The sequence below is a fragment of the Sphingomonas sp. S1-29 genome (assembly GCF_026167545.1).
Lineage (GTDB): Bacteria > Pseudomonadota > Alphaproteobacteria > Sphingomonadales > Sphingomonadaceae > Sphingomonas.
The window spans coordinates 2,099,739-2,118,044 of sequence record NZ_CP110678.1; the positions used below are offsets into that span (position 1 = coordinate 2,099,739).

The 18,306-nt window shown below is 67.7% G+C and carries 19 protein-coding genes; 6 read left to right on the plus strand and 13 right to left on the minus strand.

Features of this window, described 5'->3' with window-relative positions; translation table 11 throughout:
* Positions 1-38: 38 nt before the first annotated feature.
* The 11 genes from OKW76_RS09915 to OKW76_RS09965 all read right to left on the minus strand — a co-directional run bounded on the left by OKW76_RS09915 (position 39) and on the right by OKW76_RS09965 (position 12,480).
* Positions 39-329: a hypothetical protein gene (locus OKW76_RS09915; RefSeq protein WP_265548746.1), complete on the minus strand. Its 291-nt coding sequence runs from the start codon at positions 327-329 to the stop codon at positions 39-41.
* Between the two features lie 118 nt (positions 330-447).
* Entirely contained in the window at positions 448-1,515 is a 1,068-nt protein-coding gene (aroC, locus tag OKW76_RS09920; protein WP_265548747.1) for a chorismate synthase, read from the minus strand.
* Complete coding sequence (locus OKW76_RS09925; protein ID WP_265548748.1) at positions 1,512-1,865, minus strand: DUF2442 domain-containing protein; 354 nt, start codon at positions 1,863-1,865, stop codon at positions 1,512-1,514. Before OKW76_RS09925 ends, aroC begins: the two co-directional genes overlap by 4 nt.
* Complete coding sequence (locus OKW76_RS09930) at positions 1,858-2,097, minus strand: DUF4160 domain-containing protein (RefSeq protein ID WP_265548749.1); 240 nt, start codon at positions 2,095-2,097, stop codon at positions 1,858-1,860. Before OKW76_RS09930 ends, OKW76_RS09925 begins: the two co-directional genes overlap by 8 nt.
* 3 nt (positions 2,098-2,100) lie before the next feature.
* Positions 2,101-2,904, minus strand: coding sequence for an enoyl-ACP reductase FabI (gene fabI, locus OKW76_RS09935; protein ID WP_322740079.1), 804 nt, complete (start codon positions 2,902-2,904; stop codon positions 2,101-2,103).
* Positions 2,901-3,797, minus strand: a complete 897-nt coding sequence (locus OKW76_RS09940; protein ID WP_265552887.1) for a YihY/virulence factor BrkB family protein — start codon at positions 3,795-3,797, stop codon at positions 2,901-2,903. The genes fabI and OKW76_RS09940 overlap by 4 nt, the downstream gene beginning before the upstream one ends.
* Before the next feature lie 163 nt (positions 3,798-3,960).
* A complete protein-coding gene (locus tag OKW76_RS09945; RefSeq protein WP_265548750.1) occupies positions 3,961-4,890 on the minus strand; it encodes a DnaJ C-terminal domain-containing protein in 930 nt (309 codons plus the stop codon).
* Between the two features lie 200 nt (positions 4,891-5,090).
* Positions 5,091-5,969: a transglutaminase family protein gene (locus OKW76_RS09950; RefSeq protein WP_265552888.1), complete on the minus strand. Its 879-nt coding sequence runs from the start codon at positions 5,967-5,969 to the stop codon at positions 5,091-5,093.
* A gap of 316 nt (positions 5,970-6,285) precedes the next feature.
* On the minus strand, positions 6,286-8,778 hold the full coding sequence (locus OKW76_RS09955) for a circularly permuted type 2 ATP-grasp protein (protein ID WP_265548751.1): 2,493 nt from the start codon (positions 8,776-8,778) through the stop codon (positions 6,286-6,288).
* Between the two features lie 204 nt (positions 8,779-8,982).
* Positions 8,983-11,460, minus strand: coding sequence for a DNA ligase D (ligD, locus tag OKW76_RS09960; RefSeq protein ID WP_265548752.1), 2,478 nt, complete (start codon positions 11,458-11,460; stop codon positions 8,983-8,985).
* A gap of 102 nt (positions 11,461-11,562) precedes the next feature.
* On the minus strand, positions 11,563-12,480 hold the full coding sequence (locus OKW76_RS09965) for a Ku protein (RefSeq protein ID WP_265548753.1): 918 nt from the start codon (positions 12,478-12,480) through the stop codon (positions 11,563-11,565).
* A 264-nt stretch (positions 12,481-12,744) separates the two neighbouring features.
* Between OKW76_RS09965 and pdxH the strand changes: the two genes are divergently transcribed.
* Genes pdxH through OKW76_RS09980 form a run of 3 tightly spaced genes read left to right on the plus strand, consistent with a single transcriptional unit; the run spans position 12,745 to position 15,061 of the window.
* The gene (gene pdxH, locus OKW76_RS09970) at positions 12,745-13,323 is read left to right on the plus strand and encodes a pyridoxamine 5'-phosphate oxidase (RefSeq protein WP_265548754.1); all 579 of its coding nucleotides are present in this window, start codon (positions 12,745-12,747) and stop codon (positions 13,321-13,323) included.
* On the plus strand, positions 13,320-14,267 hold the full coding sequence (locus tag OKW76_RS09975) for a cation diffusion facilitator family transporter (protein WP_265548755.1): 948 nt from the start codon (positions 13,320-13,322) through the stop codon (positions 14,265-14,267). Before pdxH ends, OKW76_RS09975 begins: the two co-directional genes overlap by 4 nt.
* Positions 14,264-15,061, plus strand: a complete 798-nt coding sequence (locus OKW76_RS09980) for a PhzF family phenazine biosynthesis protein (protein ID WP_265548756.1) — start codon at positions 14,264-14,266, stop codon at positions 15,059-15,061. Before OKW76_RS09975 ends, OKW76_RS09980 begins: the two co-directional genes overlap by 4 nt.
* Positions 15,062-15,128: 67 nt before the next feature.
* Here the strand turns inward: OKW76_RS09980 and mnmA are convergent, their stop codons facing one another.
* Positions 15,129-16,238, minus strand: coding sequence for a tRNA 2-thiouridine(34) synthase MnmA (gene mnmA / locus OKW76_RS09985; protein WP_265548757.1), 1,110 nt, complete (start codon positions 16,236-16,238; stop codon positions 15,129-15,131).
* A 100-nt stretch (positions 16,239-16,338) separates the two neighbouring features.
* Here mnmA and OKW76_RS09990 point away from each other — a divergent pair, with 100 nt between their 5' ends.
* From OKW76_RS09990 to OKW76_RS10000, 3 genes are all read left to right on the plus strand, one after another.
* Positions 16,339-16,566, plus strand: coding sequence for a hypothetical protein (locus OKW76_RS09990; protein WP_265548758.1), 228 nt, complete (start codon positions 16,339-16,341; stop codon positions 16,564-16,566).
* Between the two features lie 96 nt (positions 16,567-16,662).
* Positions 16,663-16,962, plus strand: a complete 300-nt coding sequence (locus OKW76_RS09995) for a DUF1153 domain-containing protein (protein WP_033920667.1) — start codon at positions 16,663-16,665, stop codon at positions 16,960-16,962.
* A gap of 121 nt (positions 16,963-17,083) precedes the next feature.
* Positions 17,084-17,338, plus strand: coding sequence for a GlsB/YeaQ/YmgE family stress response membrane protein (locus OKW76_RS10000; RefSeq protein ID WP_265552890.1), 255 nt, complete (start codon positions 17,084-17,086; stop codon positions 17,336-17,338).
* Between the two features lie 99 nt (positions 17,339-17,437).
* Here the strand turns inward: OKW76_RS10000 and OKW76_RS10005 are convergent, their stop codons facing one another.
* A complete protein-coding gene (locus tag OKW76_RS10005) occupies positions 17,438-18,151 on the minus strand; it encodes an SIMPL domain-containing protein (RefSeq protein ID WP_265548759.1) in 714 nt (237 codons plus the stop codon).
* Positions 18,152-18,306 lie beyond the last annotated feature (155 nt).

The following is an 18,306-nucleotide window of genomic DNA, read 5'->3' on the forward strand; positions in this document are numbered from 1 at the left end:
GCCCGGCGAATACCGGGCCTTTTTCTTGTCGTTCGACCTTAGCCCTGCGGCGGGGTCGTCGTCGACGATTCGCCCGGCACCTCGGCATCGGTCTCGGGCGTGCCCGCGGGATCGGCGGTCGGGTCGGTCGGCGCGGTCTCGGTCATCGAATCGGGGACCGTCGGATCGGTCGGCGTGGTCTGGCCTTCCATTGCTTCATCGACCGGCGTGCTCGGGGTTCCCGGCGCGGGCATCGTCTGTTTAGGAGCCGTCTGCGTCGGTGCAGTCTGGGCGATGGCTGCGGTCGAACCGCAAAGAATCAGCATGCCTGCAAGGATCTTGGTGCGCATTGTTGCTCTCCGTGATTGAAACTAGTGAGAGCAGAACAGTCGCGCGCAGCTTTGGTCGCACCCCGAAAAACGGTTCATCTTCGATACAGCTCGCTTCTGCGGCGACCCGAGCCTCGCTTCAGCCGCATTGAGCCCGATTCAGCAGTTTCTGGTCGGCGAGCACTAACGCGACCATCGCCTCGACTACCGGCACCCCGCGAATACCGACGCACGGGTCGTGGCGACCACGCGTTGCGATCTCGGCGGCATTGCCCTCGCGGTCGATCGTCTCGACCGGGGTGAGGATCGAACTCGTCGGCTTGAACGCCGCGCGCACGCGGATCGGCTGTCCGGTCGATATCCCGCCCGCAATCCCGCCGGCATGGTTCGCCAGGAAGGTCGGCGCGCCAGCACCGGGCCGCATCGCATCGGCATTGTCCTCGCCGCGCAGCGCCGCCGCGGCAAAGCCGTCGCCGATCTCGACCCCCTTCACCGCGTTGATCGACATGATGCCGCTCGCCAATTCGCTGTCGAGCTTGGCATAGAGCGGCGCGCCCCAGCCCGCGGGAACGCCCGTCGCCTCGCACGCGATCACCGCGCCCAGCGACGATCCCGCCTTGCGCGCCTCGTCGACCAACCGCTCCCAGCGCCTGGCCGCCTCGGCATCGGGGCAGAAGAACGGGTTACGGTCGATCTCGCCGGCGTCGAACCGCGCCGGATCGATCGCGTCGCCGCCGATCGCCTCGACCCAGGCGGTGATCGTCACCTCTGGGATCACCAGCCGCGCGACCGCGCCCGCCGCCACCCGCATCGCAGTCTCGCGCGCGGAAGACCGCCCGCCGCCACGATGGTCGCGAAAGCCGTATTTGGCGTCATAGGCATAATCGGCATGGCCGGGGCGATACGCCTTGGCGACCTCCGAATAATCCTTCGATCGTTGGTCGACATTCTCGATCATCAGGCTGATCGGCGTGCCGGTGCTGCGCCCCTCGAACACCCCCGACAGGATACGCACCGCATCGGGCTCCTGCCGCTGCGTCGTGAAGCGCGACGTGCCTGGCCGGCGCTTGTCGAGGAAGGGCTGGAGATCGGCTTCGCTGAGCGCGATCCCCGGCGGGCAGCCATCAACGACCGCGCCGATCGCGGGGCCATGCGATTCGCCCCAGGTGGTGAACCGGAATACCCGGCCGAAACTATTGTAGCTCATTCGGCGGCCACGGCGTTCCAGCCAGGGCCGAACCGTTCGACCATATAGCGCGCAGTCCCGAAGCGACCCGCCATCAACCCGGCCACGGTGATGTCGACGTCGGACGCTTCCCAGTGCAGCCCGAAGCCGACTGGCGTGGTCTCGACCTTGGCGATCTCGGCCTCGCTGGCATCCTCAAGCCCTTGCACCAACCGCGGCGGAAACATGAACGTGCAGCCGTTGAAGAGTTCGACAATGACGCGGTCGGTCGCGGCGTCGTAGCGTGCCGTCTTCGCGCGTGGTTCGGTCACCATCGCGATTCGGCCGCGCTCTTCGGCGGCGGCGAACTCAGCGTCGGTTGGGTCAGCCATGGATTTCCTTCCAGCGCTCAAGCAGCATCGCTTGCTGCTTGGCGATTTCGCGCATCATACGCCGTTGGTCGGCGCGCGTCATCTCGTTCACGCGCAGGATCTGCGGGGAACCGTCCTCGCCGGCAAGCAGCACCTTGGCTTCACCGTCGCCCCGAACATGAACATGCGCCGGTTCATGATCATCGACGTAGATAACGAAGCGCAGCCCGTGCGCACGATGCACGACCACCATCCCTCAAGCCAGCGCGATATCCGGTGCGTCCTCGGCCTTCATCCCGATCACGTTGTAGCCGGCATCGACATGGTGGATCTCACCGGTCACCCCGCTTGCCAGGTCGCTGCACAGATACAGCCCCGCGCCGCCGACATCCTCGATCGTCACGTTGCGGCGAAGCGGCGCGTTCAGCTCGTTCCATTTGAGGATATAGCGGAAATCGCCGATACCGCTCGCCGCCAGCGTGCGGATCGGCCCCGCCGAGATCGCGTTCACGCGGATGTTGCGCGGCCCCAGGTCCATCGCGAGGTACTTCACCGACATGTCGAGCGCGGCCTTGGCCACCCCCATGACATTATAATGCGGCACGACCTTTTCCGAGCCGTAATAGGTCAATGTCACCAGCGATCCGCCATTGGGCATCATCGCCTGCGCGCGCTGCGCGATCGCGGTGAACGAATAGACGCTGATGTTCATCGTCATCAGGAAATTGTCGAGGCTGGTGTCGTAATAGGCACCGCGCAGCTCGTTCTTGTCCGAAAAGCCGATCGCGTGGACGACGAAGTCGATCGTCTCCCAGCGTTCCTTGAGCGTTTCGAACGCGCGGTCGAGCGCCGCCATGTCCGACACGTCGCAATCGAACAGGAAATCGGAGCCCAATTGTGCGGCAAGCGGTCGCACGCGCTTGGCCAGCGCCTCGCCCTGATAGCTGAACGCCAGCTCGGCGCCCGCGCCCGCGAGCTGCTGCGCGATCCCCCACGCCAGCGAGCGTTCGTTGGCCAGCCCCATGATGAGCCCGCGCTTACCCTGCATCAATCCCGTCACGCCGCACCCGCCTTCTCGTCATTGGGCGCGTCCTCTAGCCCGTTTTCGGGCACTTCCGCCAGTGCGGCGTTCAACTCGGCGCCGATCACCACCCCCAGCCCGATAATGAAGAAGAAGATGAGCGCGATCATCACCCCCGCCAGGCTGCCATAAGTGCGGTCGTAGCCGCCGAGCATCCCCAAGGTCGGCGGCAGCAACGCGGTGGTGGCGTTCCACCAGATCGTCACCACCAACGGCCCCGGCCATTTGGGACATTTCGACCAGCGCCAGCGCGACGGGGTGAGCGTGTAGAACAGCATGTACAGCGCGCCGAACAGCGCCACCGCGGGCGCGATCCGGCTGAGCGACACGATCCGCGCGGCATCCGATGCGAAGGGCAACAGCCGCGTGATGAAGGTCTCGGCGCCGGTCAGGATCACCTGGAAGCTGAACGCCACCATCACCAGGATCACCGAGGCAAGGATCAGCCCGACCGACCCCAGCCGATATTCCCAGAACGGCCGCGACATCGTCACGCCATAGGCGCGGCGCAGGATCAGCCGCACCGTCTCGACGAAGCTCGCGGTGGTCCACAGCCCGACGACCACACCGAACCACACCAGCGATCCGGCGCGCGCCGCCAGCACATCGGTGATCGGCTGTTGCAGCAGCACCGCGACCTCGGGCGGCACCGTCTGCAGGAACGCGTTCAGCGCCTGCAACCCATCGCCGGTCCGCCCAAAGATCTGCGCGATCGATGCCGCGACGATAAAGAAGGGGAACAGTGTCAGCAGCGACAGATAGGCGAGGTTGCCGGCGTGCATGAAGCCGTCGTCATAGGTTCCCAGCGCCACCCGCCTGGCGACCTCGATGAACCGGTCGCCGATCCCCAGCGACGCCAACCGCCGCCGCATCCCGCTCCTGGCGCGCGCCTCGGGGGTATATTCGGGGGGCGAGGCTTCAGTCACGGATACAGGCCCTCACCCTATCGCGCCTTCGGCGCTCTTCCCTCTCCCGCCTGCGGGAGAGGGAGGGAGGCGCGCAGCGCCGGAAGGGTGAGGGCCTGTCCAAGTAATTTCAAACCCCGAACCGCGCGCGCGGATCGCCCCGGTCGCGGCCCGCCCACCCCTCGACGAACGCCGCCAGCGCGGCATCGTCGGCGGGCAGCTCGATCATCAGCGTCACCAGCTCGTCGCCGCGCCCGCCGGTCTTCTTGTGAAACCCGCGCCCCTTGATCCGCAGCGTCTTGCCCGAGCTCGACCCCTTGGGCACCGTCAGCATCACCGCGCCATCGGGGGTGGGCACGCGCACCGGGCCGCCGAGCACCGCCTCGGCCAGGCTCACCGGCAGGTCGAGCCGGATATCGTCGCCGTCGCGGGTGAAGAAGCGGTGCGGCTGGACCTCGATCGTCACGATCGCATCGCCCGCGCCCCCCGGCCCCGGCTGGCCCTTGCCCGCCAGCCGCATCTGGGTGCCGTTCTCGACCCCCGCGGGCAGTTTCAGGTCGATCGTCTTGCCGTCGCCCAGCGTGATCCGCTGCGGCGCGAGCGTCGCTGCATCGATGAAGGGCACCGCCAGCCGATAGGCCGCATTCGCGCCCTTGGCCGGTGGCTGGCGGCGCCCGAACCCGCCGGCAAAGCCGCCGCCGCCCGCGCGCCCGCCGAACAGGCCCTCGAAAATGTCGCCGATATCGCCGTCGCTGCCACCGCCATAGTCGGGGCGGAAGCCGCCCGGCCCGCCCGGCCCCCCTTGCCCGAACGGCCCCGCGCCGAACGGCGAGGTCGGATTGCCGTCGCCATCGATCTCGCCGCGATCGAAGCGCGCGCGCTTGTCCTTGTCGGTCAGCAGGTCATAGGCCTGCGTCACCTTGCCGAAGCGTTCGGTGGCGGCGGGATTGTCCTTGTTGCGGTCGGGGTGCAGCTGCTTGGCGAGCGTGCGATACGCTTTCTTGATCTCGTCGGCGCTCGCCCCGCGCGATACGCCCAAAGCTGCATAAGGATCGGCCACGTAGTTCCCCGTTGGTTGGTCGCCGCTCTAGATGGGCGAAGGGCCACGATTTCGCAATCTTCCTCCCCTTCTCCCCTCCCTGAAAGGGAGGGGCCGGGGGTGGGTCGAGTGCTCGCGATACGGAAGCCGCACGCGCAACAGCAACCATATCCCCAGGACGCTACCCACCCCCAACCCCTCCCTAGGAGGGAGGGGAGAAGTTACCCCACCGGCGCCACATCGACCGACACATCCATCGCCTGCGCCCCCGATCCGAGCACCACGCCGTCGATCGGCGCGATGTCGCCATAGTCGCGGCCGATCGCGACGATCACATGGTCCTCGGCCATCCAAATGCCGTTGGTCGGATCGACCCCGATCCAGCCGCGCGTCGGACCGCACCACAGCAATACCCAGGCATGCGTCGCGTCGGCGCCGACCAGCCGTTCCTCGCCCGGCGGCGGCAGCGTGCGCAGATAGCCCGAGGCATAGGCGGCGGGCAGCCCCGCGGCGCGCAGGCCGCAGATCATGATCTGCGCGAAATCCTGGCACACCCCGTGGCGGTTGGCGAAGGCCTCGGCGGGCAGTGTATCGACCAGCGTCGCCGCCGGATCGAAGGCGAATTCGCGCTGGATCCGCTGCGCCAGCGCGATCGCCGCTTCGAGCCCGCCCCGCTCGGGATCGAGCTCCTGCGCGCACCAATCGGCGATGCCGTCGTCGATCGGGATGCGTGGGCTCGGAAACAGATACGCCGCGGGCGACAGCGCCGACAGATCGCGGCTCGCGCGCGCCATTTCGCCGATCTCGCGCAGCGTCGGGTCGCTCGGGTCGGGCATCGGGATCAGCCGCTCGACCACGACATCGGCGACGCTCTCGATCGTCAGCACCTCGACCGCGCTCTCGATCACCAACCGCACGACATTGGCGAGCCCCGCCTGCGCGCGCGCGGGCTTGGTCCGCCCGCCGGGCAGGATCGTCAGCGCATAGCGCTCGACGCGCTGTCCCGGCCATTCGATCGGCTCCAGCCGCAGGTTGCAGCGCGCGAAGGCGACGGGCTCGTCATAATCGAAGCGCGTCACGTGGCGGATGGCGTAGCGCATCATCGGACGGGGGTTCCGCGCATCGACAAACGAACCGCCCTATCCCCGTTCGCGTGAGGTGCGCGCGCCCCAACCCCCCGTTCGCCCTGAGCTTGTCGAAGGGTCGGCCCGAACCATCCACGGACGCGCCCAGCGGAAAATGCGGGCCGATGCTTCGACAAGCTCAGCACGAACGGAGATTGGGGTCGACACCCCTCACCCCCCGTTCGCCCTGAGCTTGTCGAAGGGCCGCCGCGAACCATCCACGGACGCGACCCGCGGAAAACGGGAGCCAACGCCCCGACAGGCACATCGCCACCGCAAGGAACCGAAAAACTCACGCGAGCGTAAGCCCCGCCCCGCGCAACGGTTCCGACCCTTGCAGGAAATAGCGCCGCGCCACCGCCTCGGCCAGGATATACAGCTCCGCCTCGACCGCCCCCAATGTCGCGGCATCGAGCGTCGCCGCGGCTTGCGTCGACACCATTGCGCGCAGCCGCGTCGCCGCCATCTGCTGCGGCTCGCCAAGCCCGTCGTCGCTCAGCACCGGCAGCGCCGCCAGATGCTCGCCGATCGCCGCGACCTGGAACGCCAGCCCGCGCGGATTGCCCGGATCGAGCGCCACCAGGTCGATCGCCGGCACCCGCGCGATCCCCGTCAGATAGCGCTGGCGATAGCTGATCTGGCTGTCGGCCAGGTCGAGCAGCGTCGACAGGTCATCGGCGGTCGAGGCATCGATCCCGAACGCCACCAGGTTGCGCACCACCTTGGCCGCGCGCTCGATCCGCCTCCCCAGATCGTGGAACCGCCACGCATCGGTGCGCCCCATATGCTCGGCCGACAGCCCGGCGAGCGCGGCATAGCGCCGCTGCAGCGAGCCCGCGCGATCGAGGATGCCGCCGCGCACCGGATGCGGCGCGTCGAGCAGCCGGATCATGTCGGCCGACAGCCGGTCGCGCGACACACGGCCGAGCCCGCGCGCCTGGCGGTTGGTCGCGCGCACCGAATACCAGCCCTCCTCGACCCCCTCCATCGCCGCGCGCGCGAAGGCGGTCAGGTCCTGCCGCTTGAGGCTCGGCGGTGCCGGCGCGGCGCCAGTCTCGACGATCAGCCGCACCAGCCGCTCGACCGTCGGCCCGGCGAGCGCCGCGCCGGTATCGGCGCTGATCGAATTGCCCAGCAGCACGCGGATGACGCCGAGCAGCGCCTCGCCGCGCTCGAGATAGCGCCCCAGCCAGAACAGATTGTCCGCCACCCGGCTGGGCAGCGTCCCCGGATTGCGCCGAAGATGCTGCGAATCGACCGCGGGCAGCAGCGACGAAGGCGCGACCGGCTCGGGGCCGTGCACCACCACGTCGGCCGACCACAGCCCCTCGCCCATCGCGGTCGCGCGGACATCGCCTTGCCGCCCCAGCCGCGCGAAGCCGCCGGGCAGCACCGTCCAGCCGCCTTCGCCGTTGCGCGCCGCGAACACCCTGAGCGCGAAGGGCCGCGCCGCCAGCGCATCGTCGATCACCACCGGCATCGTCGACAGGTGGACGACTTCCTGCCCGACATAATCCTGCGGGCGAAGCGCCATGTCGGCGAGCAGCGCCGCGCGCTCGGCGGCATTCAGGTCGGCACCCACCACCGCGTTGCAATCGGGCAGTACCCGCGTCGGCACCCCGAATGCCGATGCGATGATCATGCTGTCGAGTTCGTCGGCGACTTGGGCGGCCTCGCGCGGCTGGCCGCACCACCAGGTCGCGATATTGGGCAATTTGAGCGCGTCGCCGGTCAGCCGGGTGCAGAGCGCGGGCAGGAACGCCGCGAGCGCGGGGGCTTCGAGCACGCCGGCGCCCGGCGCATTGGCGATCACGACATTGCCCGCCGCCATCGCATCGATAAGCCCCGGCACCCCGATCGCCGAGGTCGAATCGAACGCCAGCGGGTCGAGCAATCGCGGATCGGTGCGCCGCCAGATGCCATCGATCCGCTTCAGCCCGGCGATCGTGCGGACGTATAATTTGTCCTCGATCACCGCCAGGTCGGCACCCTCGACCAGCAGGAACCCCAGATAGCGCGCCAGATGCGCCTGCTCGGCATAGCTCTGGTTGAGCCGCCCGGGGGTGAGCAGCCCGATCCGCGGCTCGACGCGGTGGCATGCTTCGGCCAGCCCCTCGCGCAATTGCGCGAAGAAGGGTGCGTGACGCTCGACATGCAGCCGCGACTGCAGCCCGCCCAAAGTGCGGCTGATCGCCAGCCGGTTCTCGAGCGCATAGCCCGCCCCCACTGGCGCGCGCAGCTGGTCGCCGAGCACCCGCCACTCGCCGGTCGGCCCGCGGCACAGGTCGACCGCGACGAAATGCAGGTGATGTCCGCCCGGCGGCTCGAGCGCCATCATCGGCCGCAGGAACCACGGGCTGCCCGTCACCACGCTCGCGGGCAGCAGCCCGCCCGATACCAGCCGGCCGGGGCCATAGATGTCGCCGACGATCGTCTCGAACAATTCGGCGCGCTGGATCACCCCGGCCTCGATCGCGCGCCATTCGTCGGCTTCGATCATCAGCGGGATCGGCGACAGCGGCCAGGCGCGCTCCTCGCTCTCGCCCGCGATGCGGAAGCCGGTGCCGATATCGTCGGCCTGGCGCTGCGCGCGCTCGCGCGCATATTCGAGCGAATCGCCGGTCACCCCGGCCATTTCCTCGAGCGCGGTGCGCCATGCTTCGGCGGCGGCGCCCTTGGCGCTGCACAGCACGTCGCCGCCGCGTGGGTGCGCGCCGCAATACTCGGTGATCCAGCGATCGGCGATGACGCCGGCGTCGAACAAGCTGGTCGCGCGCGTCGCCATGTTCACTCTTCAAAGCCCTGCTGAAACGAAGGTCGAACGTGACCACAAGTTCCGCCACGGTGCAACCGGGATAACTCCCCTCCCTGAAAGGGAGGGGCCGGGGGTGGGTCGAGGCCAGGCGATAGCGCCGCCGCGCACCCAGCCCATCCGTACCACGAGCACGCCACCCACCCCCAACCCCTCCCTTCCAGGGAGGGGAGCAATTCACAAATCGGGCAGCACCTGCCGCGCCGCGCCCCAGCCCGCCAGCCCGCGCCCGTTCGCGCGTTCGATCAGTTCGGCGGCATCGCGCACGCTCCAGCGCGCGGGGGTGTCGATATCCTTGAGCTCGGTCCACGACACCGGCGCCGCCACCGGCGCCCCCGGCCGCGCGCGCGCGACATAGGGCAGCACCGCCGTCGCCCCCCGCTGGTTGCGCAGCCAGTCGAGGAAGATCCGCCCCTTGCGCTTGGCCTTCGACATCGTCGCGACATAACGTTCGGGCTCGTTCGCCGCCAAGGCGCGGCAAAAGCGATCGGCGAACGACTTGACCGCCGGCCACTCGGCGACCGGGGTCAGCGGCACCACCACATGCACCCCCTTGCCCCCCGACAGCATCGCGAAGCTCGTCAGCCCCAGATCGGCGAGCTGCGTCTTGATATCGATCGCCGCGCGCTTGACCTCGTCGAAGCCCAGCCCCTCGTCGGGGTCGAGGTCGAACACCAGCCGGTCGGGCTTTTCGACATCGCCCACCAGCGATCCCCAGCCGTGAAACTCGATCGTCCCCATCTGCACGCACGCCAGCAACCCGTCGGCGTCATCGACATATAGATAGGGCTCGGTCGACCCGTCCTTCTCGCGGATATCGACCTGGTGGACCTGTTTGCCGAAGCTGCCCGCGTCGTGCTTCTGGAAAAAGCATTGCTTCGCGCGCCCCTGCGGGCAGCGGACCAGGCTGATCGGCCGGTTCGCCGCGAAGGGCAGCAGGATACCCGCGACATCGGCGTAATAATCGGCGAGCTGCCCCTTGGTGATCGCGTCCTCGGGAAAGATCACGCGGTCGGCGCTGCTGATCTTCACGCTCGACGCCGCGCGTTCGACCGCCACCGGCACCTCGGCCACCACGTCCTTCGCCGCCTTGTCGCCGCGCAGGCCGAGGTAGCTCGCATGCCGCAGCACCCCCTCCCCGGTGAACTCGGCGAACGCCACCTCGGCGACCAGCTTGGGGGTCACCCACTGCGCCCCGCGCGCCGCCGCCTTGGGCACGTCCACCGGCGCGGTCTTGCGCACGAGCTTCTCGAGCCGCCCCAGCAGATCGTCCTGCGTCGCGGCATCGAAGCCCGTCCCGACCTTGCCCGCATAGACCAGGCCCTCGTCGCCGTGCAGCCCCACCAGCAACGACGCGAAGCCGCGCCCCTTGGCCTTCGACGGCAGCCAGCCGATAATCACGAATTCCTGCCGCCGCGTGCACTTCACCTTCAGCCACGCCTTGGTGCGCGCGCCGCGATAGGGCGCGTCGATCTTCTTCGACACGATCCCCTCATAGCCCTCGCGGCACATCGCCTCGAACAGCTCCTCGCCCGCGCCGACGACATGCTCGGCGAACTGGATGCGATCGTCATCGGCAGGGATCAGCGGCCGCAACCGCTCCTTACGCTGGACCAGCGGCAGCGCGGTGAGATCCTCACCATCTTCGGCCAACAGGTCGAACGCGAACAAGGTCAGCCCGTCGCCGCCCCCCGAAATCGCATTCTGCAGCGTCGAAAAATCGGGCTTGCCGTCCTTGAACGCGACGATTTCGCCGTCGATCAGCGCGGGCGCAATCGTCTCGGCGACCGCGACGATCCCCGGAAACTTGTCCGACCAGTCGAGCCCCGACCGCGTGAACACCTTCGCCCCCGGCCCGGTGGAGATCAGCGCGCGATAGCCGTCATACTTCACCTCGTGCAGCCAGCCATTCCCGCCGGGCACCGAATCAACCAAAGTAGCCAGCTGCAGCGCCCTAAATCCTCCCCCAGCGGTGGAGGGGGCTTTCCGCGAGCGCACCGCCTGCGACTCCCCCCCTCCACCACGCCCTGCGGGCGCGGTCCCCCTCCCCCGCTGGGGGAGGATCTTAGGGGCCGCCTTCCCCTCGGCGATCTCGGCCATCGTCCGCCCGGTCTTCACGCTGGTGAGTTCGCCCTCGACCAGCGCGTCGGATCCCCCCGCATAGGCATCGTTCACCTTGCGCAGCAGCCAATTCTCGCCGCGTTCCTTGCCGCGCGGTTTCAGGCGGATCATCATCCATTCGCCCTTCATCCGCTCGCCCTGGAGCACGAAGTGCAGATGCCCCGCCTCGATATCCTTCGCCGATTTGCCCGCGATCGGCGCCCAGCTTCCGTCGTCCCACAGCATCACGGTCCCGCCGCCATATTCCTTGGCCGGGATGACGCCTTCGAAATCGCCATAGGAAAGCGGATGGTCCTCGGTCCGCACGGCTAAGCGCTTGTCGTCGGGGTTGAGGCTCGGCCCGCGCGTCACCGCCCAGCTTTTGAGCACCCCGTCGACCTCGATGCGGAAATCATAATGCAGCCGGCTGGCGTCGTGTTTCTGCACGATGAAGCGGTTGCCCTTACCCTTCTCAAGCGTCCCGGCGGGTTCGGCGGTACGCGAGAAATCGCGCTTGGCGTTGTATTTGGCGAGCGGATCAGGGGCTTTAGCCACGGCGATCCCTTTCTCCCCGTTCGTTTCGAGCGAAGTCGAGAAACCGATATGGCGTGCTTAGCTGCCGTTTCTCGACTTCGCTCGAAACGAACGGTGGCCCCATCACGCCCGCTTCCTCGCCGGCGCCTTCTTCGCCGCGGCCTCGGTCGGCACCTTCTTCGCCGCTGCCTTCGCCGCCGGTTTCTTCGCCGCCGCCGCCGGCTTCTTCGCATCCGCCCCCGTCGTCGCCCCCGGCTTCTCGAGCGACTTCTTCAGCGCCGCCATCAAATCGACCACGTTCGACCCGCGCTTCGCCGGAGCCTCGTCGGCCTGCTCGATGATCTTGCCCCCCTTGGCCTTGCGCTTGCGCTCGATCAGCCCTTTGAGCGCATCGACATAGCGATCGTGGAAGATCTGCGGATCGAACTTCGCGCTCTTCTTGCTGATCAGCGTCTCGGCCAATTCGAGCAGATCCTCGTCGGGCTTCGAATCGGGGATGTCGCGGAAATAGCCCTGCGCCTTGTGGACCTCGTCGGCATAGCGCAGCGTCTCGAGCACCATCCCGCGCCCGCACGGCTTGAGGCTGACGACATATTCGCGCCCGCGCAGCGCCAATTGGCCGAGCCCCACCTTCTTCGTCCGCTTCAGCGCCTCGCGCAGCACGATGAACGCCTCCTCCGCCAAATCGTCAGCGGGCACCACGAAATAGGGCTTCTCGTAATAGAGCACGTCGATCTCGTTGGCGTCGACGAACTGCGTCAGCTCGAGCGTCTTCTTCGATTCGAGCTTCACCGCCTCGATCTCGTCCTGTTCGAGCAGGACATACGATCCCTTCTCGATCTCATAGCCCTTCAGGATATCCTCGGCATCGACCGGCCCGACGCCCGCGACCACCTTCTCATAGGCGATCGGCTTGCCCGTCGGCTCGTGGATCTGGCGGAACGACACCGACGCGCCCGACCTGGTCGCCGAATAGATTTCGACCGGGATCGACACCAGCGCCAGCCGGATCTGCCCTTGCCAATATGCACGTGCCGCCATCGCCGGTTCCTTCGTTGCGAAGGCGATTCAATTCGCGACGCGACGAGTCGTTCCGCCGCTACCCGATACCTCCACGATACCGCCGCGATACCGTCCCGGGGCGGGGCTGTCCTACAAGCGGTCGATTGCGCTAAGGGGACCCATGCGTAATCCAACTTCCGACGCCCGGCTTTGCTCGCGCGCCCCGCATCCGCACCGCGCGGAGAAGGGCAATCCGGGGGGGACGTGGTGTAGCTTTTGTAGCCTTCCGACCGCGAATCACCCATGACGACCGACCCGATCGCCACCTTCAGCGCCTGGCTCGACGAAGCGCGCGCCAGCGAACCCAACGACCCCACCGCGATGGCGCTCGCCACCGCCGATGCCGCCGGCCGCCCCTCGGTGCGGATGGTGCTGCTCAAGGGGCATGACGATCGCGGCTTCGTCTTCTACACCAACCGCGGCAGCCGAAAGGCCGGCGAGCTCGAACAGAACGCCCATGCCGCGCTGCTCTTCCACTGGAAAAGCCTGCGCCGCCAGGTCCGCGTCGAGGGCCATGTCGACTGGGTGAGCGACGCCGAATCGGACGCCTATTTCGCCAGCCGCGGCCGCGATTCGCAGCTCGGCGCCTGGGCGAGCGACCAGTCGCGGCCGCTCGCCGATCGCGCGACCTTCGAAGCACGTTTCGAGGAAGTGAAGGCGCGCTTCGACGGCACCGACGTGCCGCGCCCCCCCTTCTGGGGCGGCTACCGTATCGTCCCCGCGCGGATCGAATTGTGGAACGACCGCGCGCACCGCCTGCACGAACGCCGGGTCTTCGAACGATCGGCTGACCGCTGGACCGAAGGCATGTTGTTCCCATGACACTCGACGAACGCCGCCGCTTCATTCCGCTGGCGATGCGCGCCGCACTGGCGAGCGTCGGCATGGCGCTGTTCCTGCTTGCGCTGAAGGGCTTTGCCGCCTGGCACACCGGCTCGGTCGCGATGCTCGGCAGCCTTGCCGATACCGGGCTCGATCTGCTCGCCAGCCTGGTCACGCTCTACGGCGTCAAGCTTGCGGGCGAACCCGCCGATCACGATCATCGCTTCGGCCATGGCAAGGCCGAGGCGCTGGCGGCCTTGTTCCAGGTCGCGCTCATCACCGCATCGGCACTGGCGATCGGCTGGCGCGCGATCGTCGCCTTCCAGTCGCCCCAGCCCACCGCCGACGCCGAATTCGGCATCGGCGTGTCGGTGATCGCGATCGGCGCCACCGCGGCGCTGCTGCTGTATCAGCGCCGCGTGATCCACCGCACCGGATCGGTCGCGATCATGGCCGACAATGTTCATTACCAGTCCGACGTGCTGCTCAACGCCGCGGTCATCGGCGCGCTCGCGCTCGATCAGTTTGCCGGCCTCACCTGGGCCGATCCGGTGTTCGGCATCGCGATCGCACTCTGGCTCGGCTGGGGCGCGTTCAAGGCATCGTCGAACGCGATCGACCAGCTGATGGACAAGGAATGGCCCGAAGCCCAGCGCGCCGCCTTCATCGAAGTCGCCGCGCGCCAGCCCGGGCTCAAGGGGATTCACGATTTCCGCACCCGCCGATCGGGCGCGCATGAATTCGCGCAATTCCACATGGAGGTCGATCCCGCGCTCACCGTCGCCGCCGCGCATGACATCGTCGAGAATGTCGAGCGCGCGCTACGCCGCAGCCACCCCAAGGTCGAAGTGCTGATCCATCTCGATCCGCAGGGGCATGTCGATACCGACAATCCGTTGGTCGAGGCCGACGTCACCCCCCATTGGTTCGGGAAGCGCGTGTGAAACTACCCTTTGCCCAGATCGACGCCTTCGCGACGCGTGCCTTCACCGGCAATCCCGCGGCGGTGCTCCTGCTCGACGAATGGCTCGACGATTCGGTGCTCCAGGCGATCGCCGCCGAGAACAACCTCAGCGAAACCGCCTTCCTGGTGGCCGATCGCAACGAGCAGGCCGATTATCTGCTGCGCTGGTTCACCCCGACGGTCGAGGTCGCGCTGTGCGGCCATGCGACGCTCGCATCGGGGCATTATGTGCTGCGCCACACCGATTTCCACCGCGAATGGGTGCGCTTCATGACGCGCAAGGCGGGGGTGCTCGAGGTGCGCGAGGACGATCACGGGCTGGCAATGGCGCTCCCCGCCTATCCGCCCGAAACCACCGACATCGCGCCGATGGTCGCGGCGCTCGGCGTCACCGATCCGGTCGATACGCTGTGGCACCCCAATGGCTATGGCGTCGTAGTGCTCGCCGACGAAGCCGCGGTGCTGGCGGTCGCGCCCGACTTCGCCGCGCTCGCCGCGATCGGCGACACGCTCAACATCGTCACCGCACCCGGCGAGTCGACCGACCTGGTCAGCCGCGTCTTCGCCCCCGCCGCCGGGATCGACGAAGACCCCGTCACCGGCAGCGCGCACGCGGTGATCGCCCCCTATTGGGCCGAGCGGCTCGGGCGAAACCGCTTCACCGCGCTCCAGGCCAGCCAGCGCCGCGGCGATCTCGACTGCGAAGTCGACGGCGCGCGCGTCATCCTGCGCGGCGCCTGCGTCACGGTGATCGAGGGAAGCTTCGAGGTCTGAGCCGCAACCCCGTTCGCACTGAGCCTGTCGAAGTGCCGTTCTTTCTCTTGTTGAAGTATCCGCCGACCTAAGCCGCGAGCAACGCCGCCTCGGTCTCGGCGATCCACCCGCCGCCCAGCACGCGCTCACCGGCATAGAATACCGCCGCCTGCCCCGGTGCGACCCCATATTCGGGGGCATCGAACACCACCCGATCGCCCTCGAGCCGCGCGGCGACGGGCTTGGCCATCGATCGCACCTTGGCGGTCAGGGCCCCGCGATGGTCACCGCCCAGCCAGTTCATCGCCTCGATCCGCGCCGCCGCTACCGCCAGTGCAGCGCGCGGCCCCACCAGCACCCGCTTGGTCGCGGGGTCGAGCCGGACGACGTAGAGCGGCTCGGTCAACCCGCCGATCTCGAGCCCGCGCCGCTGGCCGACGGTATAGTTGACCAGCCCGCGATGCTGCCCGAGCACCCGCCCGTCGAGATGGACGATCTCGCCCACCGCCGCCGCCTGCGGGCGCAGCTTGCGCACCAGCGAGGCATAATCGCCATCGGGGACGAAGCAGATGTCCTGGCTGTCGGGCTTGCCCGCCACCCCCAGACCCATCTCGGCGGCCATCTCGCGCACCGCCGCCTTGGGCAGCCCGCCCAGCGGAAAGCGCAGGAAATCGAGCTGCGCGCTGGTGGTCGCGAACAGGAAATAGCTCTGGTCGCGCGCCGGATCGACCGCGCGGTGGAGTTCGGGGCCGTCCGCGCCGATCACCCGCTGAACGTAGTGGCCGGTCGCCAGCGCATCGGCGCCCAAGTCGCGCGCCATCTTGAAGAGATCGGTGAACTTGGGCCCCATGTTGCACTTCACGCAGGGGATCGGGGTGCGTCCGGCAAGATAGCTGTCGGCGAAATCGTCGATCACCTGTTCGCGGAACGACGATTCATGGTCGAACACATAATGCGCGATCCCCAGCCGGTCGCACACCGCGCGGGCATCGCGAATGTCGCGGCCCGCGCAGCAACTGCCCGCGCGCCCCACCGCCTCGCCATGGTCGTATAGCTGGAGCGTGACGCCGATCGTCTCGGCGCCCGAGCGCGCGGCGAGCGCCGCCACCACCGAGCTGTCGACCCCGCCCGACATGGCGACGACGATGCGCGGCGTGCGATTTTGGCCCGTGCCAAGCTGGAAATCGGCTTCGATCATCGGTCCGTCACATAAGGCGCGCGGTCCGTCGATGCAAAACGCGTCTTTACCAGCCCTTCAGTTATGGTCGCTACCCCGGCTGCATGATCGAGTTGCTGTCGTGGATCTGAGTTTCGCCCGGTTCGACCGTGGTACCATCGTCACCGCGGTGCCCGGAGGGCTGGCGGTGCTGCTGGCCGCAGCGGCCGGGCGGCAGGCGGGCAGCGTCACCGCTCGGTTGCAGGCGCGGCTGGCGTTGCAGCCGGTGACCGAAACCGCGCCGCTGCGATGCGACGCTGCATTCAACGCCGCTACGGCCGCGGCGCTGGCACGACGGACTGGCGGATGAAGACGATGTTTACCCTTGGATTTCAGCCGATCTTCAGAGGCACGGTGTATAGCATGATGAAATTGACGGGGGCCCCCGCCCCGATCGAGGTTACCCATGATTGAGAATCAGAAGATCCGCCCCGCCAAGGTGATCGGGCCGCTCGGCGAGCCGCTCACGCTCGACACGCTGCCGCCCCCCAGCACCACGCGCTGGGTCGTCCGCCGCAAGGCCGAAGTCGTCGCTGCGGTCAATGGCGGGCTGCTGACGGTCGATGAAGTGTGCGAACGCTATAATCTGACGGTCGAGGAATTCGCCAGCTGGCAGCGTGCGATCGATCGCTCGGGGATGCCGGGGCTGCGGGTGACGCGGATCCAGCATTATCGGTCGCTATACGAGCGCCAGACCAAATTCTGACTTTTTGCAAGTCTTGGGCACTCGTTTCAAAACGTTGCCGGAACATTCCGCCGCTTCACGAGTCATTACCTTCCGAACCGCCCGGCTGATTCCGGGCGCTAACAGAGGGAAGAATAACATGGTGGGTCTTATCGTATGGCTTATCGTCGGCGGCGTCGTCGGTTGGCTCGCAAGCATGGTGATGCGCACTGACGCGCAGCAGGGCGTGCTGTTGAACATCGTCGTCGGCATCGTCGGCGCGTTCATCGCCGGCCTGATCTTCGGCGGTGGTTCGATCAATCAGGCGATCACAATCACGACCTTCCTGACGTCGTTGGTCGGCGCGATCATCCTGCTCGCGATCGTCAACCTGGTACGTCGCGGCCGCGTTCGCTAATTCCTGCGAACCCAAGCCAAGCCGAAAAGGGCCGTCCCAGCGGGGCGGCCCTTTTTTATTGCGCGTCGGGTTTTTATTGCGCGTCGGCGCCGCGTTCGCTCAGCGAAGCGCGAAGCGGACGTTGAGCGTGATCTCCACTTCCTGCTCGCCCGGGGCGATCTTGGTGCGGACATCGGCTTCCATCCGCGCACTCTGCATCATCACCGGCATCGGCTGGGCGATCTGCCCGCTTTCGCTGATCGACACGATCCGATCGACGCGAAGCCCCGCCGCGCGAGCGTATAATTCGGCGCGGGTACGCGCGCGCTTCACGGCATCGGCGCGCGCTTCGTCCATCGCCGCATCGGGCTCGGCCAGCGTCAGATTGGGCCCGTCGATCTGGTTGGACCCCGCGCTCACCAGCGCGTCGAGGATCGTCCCGCTCCTGGCGATGTCGCGGAAGCGGACATTCACCCGGTTCGACGCCTGATAGCCGGTCAGGATCGGCGGCTGGTTCTCGCCATAGCGATATTGCGGGCTGAGCGAGATCGACGCGGTCTGAACGTCCCGATCGGCAACGCCGGCGCGCTTGAGTGCCGCAAGGACGCGCGCCATCGCGGTCGCGTTGGTGGTCATCGCCTCGCTTGCGGTCGCCGCCTGGGTGACCACCCCCGCGCCGATCGTCGCCAGATCGGGCACCCGCGTCGTGCGCCCCTCGGCCACGACATCGAGCAAGGTCACATCGGCAGGTACCGCAGTCGCGGCGGTGGTCTGTGCCGCGACGGGAAGCGCGCCCTGGGCAAGGATAGCAGCAGTAAGGGTGAGGAATCGCATCGAATTTTCTCCGCCTCGAAGTGAGTCGCGCTCCTCCAGTGCCACAGGATCGGCAACCTCGGCTGAACGAATTCCTCCCGCCTCTAGTCGATTCGCGCCCGTCACGAAAGCCGCCCGCAGGGCATGCGCATTCGCTTGCGGTATCGCCGCGGAAC

Coding starts and splice junctions, on each gene's coding strand:
- OKW76_RS09915 (WP_265548746.1), bottom strand. CDS start 329: ATGCGCACCAAGATCCTTGCAGGCATGCTGATTCTTTGCGGTTCGACC.
- aroC (WP_265548747.1), bottom strand. CDS start 1,515: ATGAGCTACAATAGTTTCGGCCGGGTATTCCGGTTCACCACCTGGGGC.
- OKW76_RS09925 (WP_265548748.1), bottom strand. CDS start 1,865: ATGGCTGACCCAACCGACGCTGAGTTCGCCGCCGCCGAAGAGCGCGGC.
- OKW76_RS09930 (WP_265548749.1), bottom strand. CDS start 2,097: ATGGTGGTCGTGCATCGTGCGCACGGGCTGCGCTTCGTTATCTACGTC.
- OKW76_RS09940 (WP_265552887.1), bottom strand. CDS start 3,797: ATGCGGCGGCGGTTGGCGTCGCTGGGGATCGGCGACCGGTTCATCGAG.
- OKW76_RS09950 (WP_265552888.1), bottom strand. CDS start 5,969: ATGCGCTACGCCATCCGCCACGTGACGCGCTTCGATTATGACGAGCCC.
- OKW76_RS09955 (WP_265548751.1), bottom strand. CDS start 8,778: ATGGCGACGCGCGCGACCAGCTTGTTCGACGCCGGCGTCATCGCCGAT.
- OKW76_RS09965 (WP_265548753.1), bottom strand. CDS start 12,480: ATGGCGGCACGTGCATATTGGCAAGGGCAGATCCGGCTGGCGCTGGTG.
- pdxH (WP_265548754.1), top strand. CDS start 12,745: ATGACGACCGACCCGATCGCCACCTTCAGCGCCTGGCTCGACGAAGCG.
- OKW76_RS09975 (WP_265548755.1), top strand. CDS start 13,320: ATGACACTCGACGAACGCCGCCGCTTCATTCCGCTGGCGATGCGCGCC.
- mnmA (WP_265548757.1), bottom strand. CDS start 16,238: ATGATCGAAGCCGATTTCCAGCTTGGCACGGGCCAAAATCGCACGCCG.
- OKW76_RS09995 (WP_033920667.1), top strand. CDS start 16,663: ATGATTGAGAATCAGAAGATCCGCCCCGCCAAGGTGATCGGGCCGCTC.
- OKW76_RS10005 (WP_265548759.1), bottom strand. CDS start 18,151: ATGCGATTCCTCACCCTTACTGCTGCTATCCTTGCCCAGGGCGCGCTT.